The following is a 12,088-nucleotide window of genomic DNA, read 5'->3' on the forward strand; positions in this document are numbered from 1 at the left end:
ACCATGAACTATCATCCATGACCATTAGCCATGAACCTCTTTCATCATCTCAGTCACCACCTCACCCAGGTCATAAACCGGTACGGCATTTATTGCAGCCGAAACAATGCTCACACCGGCAGCCGAACGATAGCCTGCAGCGCAATGCACTACGACAGGTTTATCGGCAGGGATCTCACTAACGCGTTCGCGCAGTTCGGGCAAAGGTATACTAATGGCATTTTTAAAAACCCTGCCTGCCGCAACTTCTGCCTGATTACGTACATCAACTATCGTGTAATCATTTTCATTTGCCCTGAAGGTGTCTAAATCAAGATCGGGGGATACTTCATTGGCGTTTACAGGAACTAACAATGCGCCTTTGATATTTTGTTCGTAGCCTATTTTGGCTGCTTTTTTAATCAGGGTGTCAAGCTTATCATCATTTTCGGCAATGAGGTAAAACTGCTCATCAGGGCCGATAATGGAACCCAGCCATGTTTCAAATTTTTCACCATCCTGGAGGTTAATAGCGCCATGCAGGTGACCGCTCCTGAACTGTGCTTTGGGACGGCCATCAACTACTAAAATGTCAGCTTCCAAAGCGCTGCCTTCCTCCATACGGGGTACAGCAGTAATGCTGTCCTCAAAACCTGGTACACCATTTTTATTCAACAGCACATCACGGCCAAAGTATTTGGGCATAAAAGGCTGATCGGTGGTAAGCGTTTTAACAAATTCCAGTTCATCCATCAGTTGTAAGGCATAATTTTCACGCAGTTCGCGGCCAATGGTGCTTTCCAGCTCGGGGCTCATGTTTTTACCGCATAACGAACCCGGGCCGTGCGCCGGGTAAACCACTACGTTTTTGGGCAGGGTCATGAGTTTTTGCCGGGTGCTTTGAAACATCTGGCGGGCAAGTTCCTCTTTTTTTGCGGTAATGTTACCCACATTTTCCCGGAGGTCGGGTCGGCCTACATCCCCAACAAATAATGTATCGCCGGTAAAGACGGCGGTTTCGCGGCCTTCTTCATCTACCAGTAAAATACAGATAGAATCGGGCGAGTGACCGGGAGTATTGATGGCTTTTAGTTTAATATCGTTAAGCTGGATAACGTCGCCGTCATCAAAAGTTTCGTGCGGATATGTTGCGCCGGTTAACTTGCTGCAATAAATTACAGCGCGTGTGGTTTCATGAATTTCGAGGTGCGAACTTACAAAATCCGCATGCGGGTGGGTTTCAATAACACCCACAATATCGGCGTCGTGCTGGGCCGCGAAATCATAATAAGGCTGCGGGTTACGGGCCGGGTCAATAACTATCATTTTGCCCGTACGGATCACGGCATATGAACCATGCGCCAGGCCTTTATCGTAAAATTGTTGAATGATCATATTTTGCCTGCAAAGATAATGCTTAGGCGGAATGTTTTATTTGTGCAATGTTTGAGTGGTGTAAATATTGATCCTTTTTGTGTAAACCTGTGAAGCCGGTTGTCTGCATAGATCAGAAAATTATTGAAAAAGAATTTTTACACGAATTTTTACGTATTAATCGAATTACACGAATTTTGAATTTGGTTAATTGACATTCGTGTAATTCGATTAATTGTGATGAGTTTAAAGAAATTCGTGTGGGAATTTTTCAGTATGCTTTGACGTCAATTACTAAACTGCCTTAAATGATGGTCAACATGTTTATAAGCTAACTGACCCATTTGTTCCCTGGTCATTTTGCCAAAAAAAGTATGCTCAAAGTCGGTTTTTGAAGTTTTGCCATATTCCTCAACCAGTTCAATCCATTGTTTTTTCTGAGCCTCTATGTCGCCTCCGGCTTCTGTTACTTTACATTGGGGAACTGTAGGATTATTCTTTGCCAGTGGAGCATCATCCTTCAGCATACCTTTCAGCGCCACTTTGCCAAACAATCGACCGATAAACGCTCGTTTATATGTTTTTTTGCCCAGGTACATTTCGTCCGAAAGGGTGCAATGTTTTAGCATTTGATAAACATTCATTTTTCCCCATTGTGGCTGGCTGTTTTCGTTAATTAAATTGATACGGGTTATGAGGCCATCGCGGGTTTCTTTATCAAATATTGTTTTCATTGTTTTAAAGCGTTTACGGTCATAAAGCTACTGCGAATTACAAAACAAGCACAGGGGTTTTTGAGCCATAAACGGGGAGGATTTACGCCAGTAGAATAACTTGTAAACCAAACAGGCCCGTTTTATAACCGGGCCTGTTATAAAAAACAAAACTATTGCTTACCAGATCTTTGTCCTGTCTTCTGGTTTTTTATACATTTTATCGCCGGGTTTTACGTCAAATGCTTTGTACCATGCGTTGATATTGGTTATAGGCGCATTGGTGCGGAACTGCTCGGGCGAGTGCGGGTCGGTCAGGATCCTTTGCGCTGCCGATTCCGGAGTTTGTGATGAACGCCATACCTGTGCCCACGACAAAAAGAACCGCTGATCGGGTGTAAAGCCATCAATGGTATTGGCCGACTGGCCTTGTTTGGTTTTGCTGAATGCCTCGTAAGCAATGTTCAAACCACCAAGGTCGGCCAGGTTTTCGCCAAGGGTAAGTTTGCCGTTTACGTGCAGGGTATCAAGAACGGTAAAGGCATTGTATTGTTTCACCACCTGGTCGGCGCGCGATTTAAATTTATCGGCATCTTCTTTGGTCCACCAATCGCGCAGTGTGCCGTCGGCATCGTACTGGCGGCCCTGGTCGTCAAAGCCGTGGGTCATTTCATGGCCAATTACCGCTCCAATACCTCCGTAGTTAACGGCGTCATCGGCGTTAAAATCAAAGAACGGGAATTGAAGGATCCCGGCAGGGAACACAATTTCGTTATTAGTTGGGTTGTAATAAGCATTAACGGTTGGCGGTGTCATTCCCCATCGGGTTTTATCAACCGGTTTACCTAATCGGCTTACATTAAAATTGTAGCGCCATTTGACTATTGCATGCAGGTTACTGAAGTAATCGTTACGGTTAATCACCATGCCATCGTATTTTTCCCAGTTGTCCGGATAGCCGATTTTTACGGTGAAAGCATTAAGTTTTTTAAGCGCGCGTTCTTTGGTTGCGGGGCTCATCCAGTCAAGGCGCTTAATCCTGTCGCCAAGAGTTTCTTTAAGGTTGTTTACTAAATCAACCATATATTGTTTGGCGGCCGGGGTAAAGTATTTTTCAACAAAAAGCTGGCCCAGTAATTCGCCAAGGTAGCTATCAACAAGGGCGCTCATGCGCTCAACGCGCGGTGTCTGTACTTTTTGACCGGTCAGCGCGCTGTTGTAAGCAAAGCTTGCGTTAGCAAAGTCGGAGCTTAAATAACTGGCTGTTCCTCTTAAAATATTCCATCGCAGGTATATTCTCCAGTTAGCGATCGGGGTAGCTGCAAACAGCGAGTCGGTAGCCCTGAAAAACGAAGGCTGGCCAACAAGAATGCTGTCCTGTCCGCCTGCATTAAGCGCAGGAAGTATCTTTGACCATTTTAAATGTGGGGTTTGTTTTTCAAAATCTGCAATCAGGAACTTGTTGTAGGTTACATGCGGATCGCGCATGGCTACACGGCTCAATTGCGCCTTAGCCCAGGTATATTCAAGGCCGTAAACTATAGCAGTGTTTTTGGCTGCTTCATCAGCACTGCTTCCGCTAAGGGTGAACAAAGTTGTGATCAGCTTTTTTAAGGCGTCCTGTGCTTTTTTTGAACGCGGATCGTTTTTGAGGTAATAATCCCTGTCGGGCAGGGTAGTGCCTCCCTGACCAAGGCTTATCACATATTTGTTTACATTCTTTTCATCCTGTTCAACCCCAAACCTGAAAATCGGCGCACTTATTCCGTTAACACGCTCGTAAATCAGTTCGTTAATAAAGTCGTCAAGGGTTTTTAACCGGTTAATGCGCTCCAGGTCGGGTTTGATGGGGGCATAACCGTTTTTTTCGATGGTCAGGCTATCCATACCACTGGCGTACAAATCTCCTACAAGTTGTTTCAGGCTGCCTTTGGGTTGCGACGCTGATGTCTGGCTTACTTCATTCAGCAAGCCAATGAGCCTATCTGTATTTTCCTGGCGCAAAATATGGAAACTACCCCAGCGGGTTTCTTTAGCAGGGATGCCGTTTTGTTTTAGCCAGCCGCCATTGGCATATTCAAAAAAATCATCGCCGGGCTTTACGCTCAGGTCCATGTTGGCGGGATCGATAAATTTTTTAGGAGGGGCAGAGGTTTTGTGCCTGGATTTTGCGGGTTTGGGGCCATCTGCAGCAAACACATTTACCGACATGCCAAGGCAGGCAGCCAGTAATAAACAGTTAAACTTTAATTTCATGTCAATACTTAAAAATTAAAGTTAATAAATAGCGGGTATTAAACACAAGTGGCCGGTGGCAGGCCTTTAGTGATTGAACCAGTTAATGATGGCTTCGAGTTTTGTTTTTTTCAAAATATCAAGCCAGAAACGGTGTAAGGGTAATGTTTTCATGACAATTTGAATGTTACATATATAATAACTTGTTAATTGTAAAAATATTGTGGGAGTGGGGTTGTTCATGGTTGATAGATCATGGTTCATGGTTTATAGATGATTGATCATGATTACATGTTGTAGTGATAATCATTTTACAATGTACTGGTTTGCGTTAGGGATGGTAGCGGATACCGGCCAAGTGGCTAAGGCCTTGTGCTGTATGAGCGTACAGCCCGGGCCGCAGGCAACGCCATTATTCTGAACCGGGATTTGGGTGGATTTTTGGGATTAATGGGATTTTCTTTTATGTTGTTGTCTGAACTCGAATTTTTTGAATTAAAGAAATAACAGAATGCTAAGTAAATTCAATAAATTCTTAAAATTCGTTTAATTCGAGTTCAGACAATGGCATTACCTGCGGCCCGGGCTGTACGCTCATACGCCTGCAGGCATTACGCTCGTTGGCCGGTATCCGCTCCCATCCCTAATGCGGCCTCCGCTCTTGACCGATCAAAAACTATCGGTTTAAAACCATCATCTATGAACCATGAACTATATTCCCAAAAAAATCCCCCAACCTTTGGCTATGAACCGTTAACTATCGTATTTTTGCGCGTTATGAGTATTGCTAAAACATATATCCCAAAGGAAACCGAAGAAAAATGGTACAGTTACTGGTTGCAGCACGGCTTTTTTAAGTCGGTGCCTGATGAGCGTGAGCCTTATACCATAGTCATTCCGCCGCCAAACGTTACCGGGGTTTTACACATGGGCCACATGCTTAACAATACCATACAGGATGTGCTGGTTCGCCGCGCCCGGATGAAAGGCAAAAATGCCTGCTGGGTTCCCGGTACCGACCACGCCAGTATTGCTACCGAGGCCAAAGTTGTCGCTATGCTTAAAGAGCGCGGCATCAGCAAAAAAGACCTTACCCGCGAAGAGTTTTTAACTTACGCCTGGGAGTGGAAGGAAAAATACGGCGGCATTATCCTGGAGCAGCTTAAAAAATTAGGTGCCTCCTGCGATTGGGACCGTACCAAATTTACCATGGACGAGAGCCTATCGGAAGCGGTTATTGATACGTTTATCCACCTGTATAAAAAAGGTTTGATCTATCGCGGTATCCGCATGATCAACTGGGATCCGCAGGGCAAAACCGCGGTGAGTGATGAGGAAGTAATCCGTAAAGAGGTTAATCAGAAGCTTTATTATATCCGCTATTTTGTGCAGTCCGAAAGTCCAGAAGTCGGAAAGTCGGAAAGTGGTGAAGCTTCTTCGGACTTCCGGACTTCCGGACTTCCGGACTCTCCTGGCTTCCTAACCATCGCTACCACCCGCCCGGAAACCATTATGGCCGATGCGGCTATCTGTATCAATCCTAATGACGAGCGTTACCTGCACCTGCACGGTAAAAAGGTTTACATCCCGCTTATTAACCGCGAGATCCCGGTGATACTGGATGATTACGTAACTATGGATTTTGGTACCGGCTGTTTGAAGGTTACCCCGGCACACGATTTAAATGACTACGAACTGGGCCAGCGTCATAACCTGCCAGTTATTGATATCCTGAATGACGATGGCACGCTGAACGAGAAAGCGCAGATACTGGTTGGTGAAGACCGTTTTGCCGCCCGTAAAAAAATAGCTGTGCTGCTGGAAGAAGCCGGCGTACTGGAAAAAGTTGAAGAATATAAATCGCAGGTTGGTTTCAGTGAACGTACCAACGCGGTTATTGAGCCAAAACTATCCATGCAATGGTTTTGCAAAATGGGCGAAATGGCCAAACCTGCTTTGGATTACGTACTGAACGGAGAGATCAAATTGATCCCCGAAAAGTTTGTAAACACCTACCGCCACTGGATGGAGAATGTAAGGGACTGGAACATCAGCCGCCAATTGTGGTGGGGACAACAGATTCCGGCATGGTATTTACCTACAGGCGAGTTTGTAATTGCCAAAAACGCCGAAGAGGCGCTGAAAGAAGCACAGCTTAAAAATCCGGAATATACCGCTGCCAACCTTACCCAGGACGAAGACGTAGTTGATACCTGGTTTTCATCATGGTTGTGGCCTATCTCGGTATTTGATGGTTTTAAAGATCCTGATAATGCCGATATTAATTATTATTACCCAACCAATGATTTGGTTACCGCGCCCGAAATTTTATTTTTCTGGGTAGCCAGGATGATCATGGCCGGTCATGAGTTCAGAGGCGAAGTACCATTCAGAAACGTATACCTTACCGGTATAGTAAGGGATAAGCAGGGTCGTAAAATGTCAAAGCAATTGGGCAACTCTCCCGACCCGCTTGACCTGATAGCTCAATATGGTGCAGATGGCGTGCGCGTAGGTATGCTGTTATGCTCGCCTGCAGGTAACGATTTGATGTTTGACGAAAGCTACTGTAAACAAGGCAGCGGCTTTGCCAACAAAATATGGAACGCCTTTAAACTGGTAAAAGGCTGGGAGGTTGATGAAAGCCTTTCCAACCCTAACGGCGTAGCCATTGAATGGTTTGCCAACAGGTTTAACCAGGCGCTAACCGAAATTGAAGCTAACTTTGCCCAATATCGTTTATCAGAGGCCTTAATGGATACCTATAAACTGGTATGGGACGATTTTTGCGCATGGTACCTGGAGATGATCAAACCGGCTTATCAGCATCCTATTGATAAGGCTACTTATGCAGCTACTATTCAATTCTTTGAAAATATTTTGAAGGTATTGCACCCTTTTATGCCGTTCCTTACCGAAGAATTATGGCATGATGAACTGTTTGGCGAACGTTCTGAAACTGACTGCTGTATTGTAGCGCAATTGCCCGCTATTGGGGAAATTAATTCACGTCTATTAAATGAAACAGAGCTTGTTAAAGATGTGGTAACCAACATCAGAAACACCCGCAAAACAAAACAAATTTCTGACAAAGAGCCGCTTGAGTTATTTGTTAAATCAAATTCAGGGATCAATTACGGCCAGTTCGAAGCTATCATTACAAGGCTTGCCAACATCAGCAAATTTGAATCAGTAGCCGATAAAATTGAAGGGGCTATTAATTTCTTGGCCTCAACAGATGAGTTTTATATTCCTTTCAGCGAAGAAATTGACCCGGTTGCCGAATGTGTGAAACTGAAAAAAGAGCAGGAATACCTGTTAGGTTTCCTGAAATCGGTTAATGCAAAATTGGGTAACGAACGGTTTATGGCTAATGCAAAACCCGAGATTATTGAGGTGGAGCAAAAGAAAAAGGCCGATGCCGAAGCTAAATTAACCATCATTGAAGAAAACTTAGCTGCTTTGGCTTGCTAATTGCAGAACTTACCGGCTTTGCGTAACAAGCTACCGTACAGTATTTTGATTGCTGTACGGTGGCCTGTTCAATTGCAGGGCCAATGTTAAGTTCTGAATATGAGTAATAAAGTAAGTTTTTTTAACTTATCAATTTATAAGATTTTGTCGAAGGAGCAATCGTTCCTTGACCAGGCCCGGATTCGTTTATTGTATTATGGGTTCTTCCTTATTTTTGTTGCCCTTGGGGCACTTTACCTGAACGTTTATTTCCAAAACCAAAAAATGCTTGCTGATACCGCCCTGTTTTTGATGGGAGCGGTAGTGGTGTTATTTAAGTATTTAACCTGGCGGCCCGACTGGCGCAGCGCAGCACATGCCCTGCTTATTGTGGGTACACTTGTTAATACCAGCCTGGTTTATGCCTCTATGCAAACGGTAAATATCATTACCGTGCAGGTTATTATAATCGTGATCGTATTCAGCTATTATATGCTCGGCCAGCAATGGGGGCTCATGTACTCATTGCTTAATACAGTACCGGTTTTGGTATTTATGATCATTGAATACAACAGCGGGTACATTATTAGTATAAAGCCTAACAAAGTTGATCAGTCTACCATTATCATCAGCCTGTTTGCCAATTTTATATTGCTTATTTTTATCCATAGCCATTTTTATACTGCTTTCTTAAAAAACATCAGGCACCTTAAAGATAGCAGCAGGGAGCAGGCCCAGCTTTACAATAAGATGGAAACAGCTATTGAAAAGGCAGAGAAATCAGCCCAGGCCAAATCAGAGTTCCTGTCAACCATGTCGCATGAAATCCGTACGCCGTTAAACGCGGTGATCGGGATGAGTAATTTGCTGATGATGAGCAATCCGCGGCCCGACCAGCGGGAGAACATCGAAATCCTTAAATTTTCGGCCAATAACCTGTTAGCCATTGTTAATGACGTGCTTGATTTTAGCAAAATTGAATCGGGGAAGGTAGTATTTGAAAATATCCGCTTCAACCTTGTTGAGCTGATGAACAATATTTGCGGCGGGCAGATACTGAAGGCCGAAGAGAAAGGCTTGCTTTTTAAGCTTGATGTTGACAGCTCATTGAGGGATAAGGTGCTTTTTGGCGATCCTACCCGCATAACCCAGATCATTTTTAACCTGGTTAGTAATGCTATAAAATTTACACCGCAGGGAAACATATGGGTAAGGGTTACTTGTGTGGAAGACCGGCATAATACCGTTACCGTTAACTTTTCGGTAAGGGACACCGGCATCGGTATCGAAAAAGAAAACCTTGAAAGTATATTTGAACCATTTACGCAGGAATCATTAGCTACTACCCGCGAGTATGGCGGCACAGGGCTTGGCCTGGCCATAGTTAAGCGTTTGCTTGAGCTGCAGGAAGTGCAAATGACCGTTAACAGTACAATGGGGCGCGGATCAGAGTTTTCATTCCATATGGAATTTCCTGTATCTACAGAAGCATTGCCTGTTGCAGTAACCACTGCTCCCGAAGCTAAACAATTTTCAGAAAACCCGCTGGCCTGTTTACGTGTACTTATTGCCGAAGATAATATGGTTAATGTGATGCTGATGAAGAAGCTGCTGAGCAAGTGGAGCATTAACCCAACCATTGCCGAAAACGGGGAACGGGCAGTTGAGTTTATGCAGTACGGCAATTTTGATATTATATTAATGGACCTCCAGATGCCGGTGATGAACGGCTTTGACGCAGCTAAAGAGATCCGTAAAATGGCCGATCCTAAAAAATCAGGCATACCGATCATCGCGCTTACAGCTTCCGCACTTTTTGATATCAAAGAACAGGTATACGAAGCCGGCATGAATGATTATGTATCCAAGCCATTTAAACCGGATGAACTGCTGGAGAAGCTTAATAATTATACATTGAACAGGGTGGGGTGAGCCCCACCCAAACCCTCCCCGGAAGGGAGGGCTATGCCATTGTTGGTGTTGTCACCAACAATTCCTAATGCTCTTTTACGCCATTGTTGGTGTTGTCACCAACAATTCCCAATCCTCTTTTAATCACGTTATTTCATATGACCAGTTAAGCTCCCGGTTGCTTATTTAATGCTATAACTGCGTGGAGTAGAGTTGTTGGTGACAACACCAACAACGGCCAGCGCTCACCTAATGGCCTATTTATTCAACTTATCCCCCTCCTTAATCACCGCCTGGTTTATTTCCCTTACTCTTTCGATCTCCATTTTTTCAACGGCCCTGTCGTAGGTTAAAACGCCGTTTACTTCGTGTTCAACGTCGGTGGTTTGGGTATATATGGCAACGCTTAGTCCTTTATATTTCATTAATTGCTCTACCTCATCCAGCAAAAAAACATAACGATCGGTAAGCCTGGCTTTGGTTGGTTCGTAGTCATAAGCATCGTTTTGTACCGGCCACATATGGCCACGCACAAAGAGGCCAACACCGCCAAATTCGCCCAGTGAGGCAGCCCGGCGGCTATCAGGAACAGAAGCACCATACGGGCCAATATAAATATGTGTGTCCACGTAATCGCCATTGCCCGGATCGCCGTAAGGTTTTTGATAGCTGGGATTATTGTTAAAGCCCGAATTGCCGTTAACTAATCGCGAGGGGTCATATTGTTTAACCCAATTGGTTATGTTTTTTACATCAAATGCGCCCCAGTTTTCATTGAAAGGCACCCATGTAATAATGGAAGGCGAGTTATAATGATCGTCGATTATAGCTTTTAACTCCTGCCTATAAACGCGCCTGTTCTTAGTAGTATCTTCATTCTGATACCATATAGCGGGCATATCCTGCCAAACCAATAAGCCCATTTTATCGGCCCAATAATAAAAACGCTGGGGCTCGGTTTTCATGTGCTTACGGATGAGGTTGTAGCCCGCTTTTTTGGTGTATTCTATATCAAATTTAAGTGCTTCTTCCGTAGGTGCGGTTAAAACCCCGTCGGGCCAGTACCCCTGGTCAAGCAGGCCAAGCTGCATGATGAATTTACCGTTAATAAGCGGACGGATCATGCCGTTAAGCTTGCCCAATTTAATATCACGCATGCCGAAATAACTTTTAACCTCGTCGGCTTCGCTACCATCAGTATTGTATAGGGTAAGCTTCAGATCATACAAAAACGGAAAATTTGGTGTCCATAAAACCGGGTTATCTATTGGCAGATAGAAATATGATCCGGCGGCCGCATTAACCTGCGACACCTCTTTGCCGTTGTTTAAGGCAACTGCTTTGATCTTGCCCGCGCCTGCAGCGTTAACAAATACTTTTAAGCGTTTACCTTCCGGATCAGGCAGGAGCCGGATATTTTTGATATAGGAGCTGTTGACAGGCTCCAGCCAAACGGTTTGCCATATACCCGACGAAAAGGTATAATCGCCACGAGGGCCGTTCTTGCCCGATGGTGTTTTACCGTCATTGGGGTCATGAGCAGCAACAATAAGGGTATTGCTGCCTTTTTTAAGATATGAGGTAATGTCAAAGCCGAAAGAATCGTACCCGCCCGAGTGCGAACCTACTTTTTTACCATTCACAAAAATAGTGGCATCATGATCAACTGCTCCGAAATGAATAATGACGTGTTTGTTTTGCCATTTTTCGGGTACTTCAAAACTTCGGCGGTACCACATATTAATCTCCTGTTTACGCTGCACGCCGGACAATACCGATTCAGGGCAATAAGGCACCAGTATTTTATCCGACTTGTCATTAAAAGATACGGGCGTTTGAGGGTTCAGGGCATTAGGCGCGTTTTTACCACCCTGGTAATCCCATTTACCATTTAAGCACAACCAGTCATTACGCTGTAGCTGGGGACGGGGATATTCCGATAAAGGTATTTCGGCCTGCATGGCAGTGTTTGTCCATTGAGTTGGCAGTTTGGCTTCCTGGGCAAAGGCGGCGCATCCGTATAATACAGCGGCCAAAAACAGGGCTTTTGCTTTGAGATAGGCGTTCATAAGGTAATGTTACAATTGATGAGGTTATGAAGGCCAAAATAGGGAATTGATAACTGTTATCATAACATTTTATTGGGAAATAGGATGTTGTCTGAACCCGAATTTATTGAATTTAGGGAACGAGCAGAAAATGCGATACACATTCCATGAATTCTTCAAATTCGTTTCCCCCATGGCGCAAGTGTTGTGCGGCTGTTAGAAGGGCGGATCACTTGTGACTATAAAAATTGTCTTGTCCTGAAATAGGTTTACACATCAGTAAACAAAAATGGAAAGATATTCAAAAGTGTATGGGGGTAAATGGCAGAGCCAGTACAGTGAGGAGTTTAAGCGAAAAATTTGCCAGGAATATTT

The 12,088-nt window shown here is 44.4% G+C and carries 6 protein-coding genes; 2 read left to right on the plus strand and 4 right to left on the minus strand.

What is annotated here, in order from left to right; genetic code table 11:
• Positions 1–24: 24 nt before the first annotated feature.
• From IEX80_RS27520 to IEX80_RS27530, 3 genes are all read right to left on the minus strand, one after another.
• Positions 25–1,374, minus strand: coding sequence for an MBL fold metallo-hydrolase (locus IEX80_RS27520; protein WP_090528111.1), 1,350 nt, complete (start codon positions 1,372–1,374; stop codon positions 25–27).
• A gap of 266 nt (positions 1,375–1,640) precedes the next feature.
• Entirely contained in the window at positions 1,641–2,087 is a 447-nt protein-coding gene (locus IEX80_RS27525; RefSeq protein ID WP_090528107.1) for a DinB family protein, read from the minus strand.
• Positions 2,088–2,246: 159 nt separating this feature from the next.
• The gene (locus IEX80_RS27530) at positions 2,247–4,322 is read right to left on the minus strand and encodes a M13 family metallopeptidase (protein ID WP_229701784.1); all 2,076 of its coding nucleotides are present in this window, start codon (positions 4,320–4,322) and stop codon (positions 2,247–2,249) included.
• Positions 4,323–5,078: 756 nt separating this feature from the next.
• Between IEX80_RS27530 and IEX80_RS27535 the strand changes: the two genes are divergently transcribed.
• Positions 5,079–7,775 (plus strand): valine--tRNA ligase, encoded by a 2,697-nt coding sequence (locus IEX80_RS27535; RefSeq protein ID WP_188834809.1) that lies wholly within the window; start codon positions 5,079–5,081, stop codon positions 7,773–7,775.
• A gap of 99 nt (positions 7,776–7,874) precedes the next feature.
• Positions 7,875–9,686 carry an ATP-binding protein gene (locus IEX80_RS27540; protein ID WP_090528104.1) on the plus strand — a complete coding sequence of 604 codons (1,812 nt, stop codon included), beginning with the start codon at positions 7,875–7,877 and terminating at the stop codon, positions 9,684–9,686.
• A 236-nt stretch (positions 9,687–9,922) separates the two neighbouring features.
• On the opposite strand, the gene IEX80_RS27545 is transcribed toward IEX80_RS27540, so the two are convergent.
• On the minus strand, positions 9,923–11,734 hold the full coding sequence (locus tag IEX80_RS27545) for a glycoside hydrolase family 2 protein (RefSeq protein ID WP_090528101.1): 1,812 nt from the start codon (positions 11,732–11,734) through the stop codon (positions 9,923–9,925).
• Positions 11,735–12,088: the final 354 nt, after the last annotated feature.

Origin of the sequence: Mucilaginibacter rubeus (assembly GCF_014643835.1) — a bacterium.
Classification (GTDB): domain Bacteria; phylum Bacteroidota; class Bacteroidia; order Sphingobacteriales; family Sphingobacteriaceae; genus Mucilaginibacter; species Mucilaginibacter rubeus.

Bases quoted from the DNA above. Each gene is read 5' to 3' on its own strand.
- IEX80_RS27545 (WP_090528101.1), bottom strand. From the start codon at position 11,734: ATGAACGCCTATCTCAAAGCAAAAGCCCTGTTTTTGGCCGCTGTATTA.
- IEX80_RS27520 (WP_090528111.1), bottom strand. From the start codon at position 1,374: ATGATCATTCAACAATTTTACGATAAAGGCCTGGCGCATGGTTCATAT.
- IEX80_RS27540 (WP_090528104.1), top strand. From the start codon at position 7,875: ATGAGTAATAAAGTAAGTTTTTTTAACTTATCAATTTATAAGATTTTG.
- IEX80_RS27525 (WP_090528107.1), bottom strand. From the start codon at position 2,087: ATGAAAACAATATTTGATAAAGAAACCCGCGATGGCCTCATAACCCGT.
- IEX80_RS27530 (WP_229701784.1), bottom strand. From the start codon at position 4,322: ATGAAATTAAAGTTTAACTGTTTATTACTGGCTGCCTGCCTTGGCATG.
- IEX80_RS27535 (WP_188834809.1), top strand. From the start codon at position 5,079: ATGAGTATTGCTAAAACATATATCCCAAAGGAAACCGAAGAAAAATGG.